This is a genomic window from Salinimicrobium oceani (genome assembly GCF_012037645.1).
In genome coordinates, this window is record NZ_JAAVJR010001287.1 from 1 (window position 1) to 332 (window position 332).

A 332-nucleotide genomic window follows, 5' to 3' on the forward strand; every position below is an offset into this window, starting at 1 on the left:
GAGGGCATTGGAAACCTATAAGAAAGCGCTGGATTAGATTTCAAGCACCAAATTTCAAGCACCAAATTCCAGGCACCAAATTCCGGCACCAAATTTCAAATTACTGGTCCAATCATTTTTTAAACAAGACAAAAAGTCTTGTCTCTTGAATCTTGCCTCTTGGTTCTAATAGACAGCTACAAAATTCCCCTTTTTTTGATCTCCAAATATTTGTTGATGGTATTGACGGTAAGGTCTTCGGGTTTGGTGAGAATGGTCTGGATCCCGTGCTTCTGAAGTTCCTTAGCCATTAATCTTTTGTCATAGCTGAATTGCTCGGCAATGGTCTGGTC

The 332-nt window shown here is 40.4% G+C and carries 1 pseudogene; it reads right to left on the minus strand.

Going from position 1 to position 332, the window contains the following annotated elements:
* Positions 1-176 precede the first annotated feature (176 nt).
* Positions 177-332 (minus strand): annotated as a pseudogene (locus HC175_RS24515) (DUF58 domain-containing protein); the annotation flags it as partial.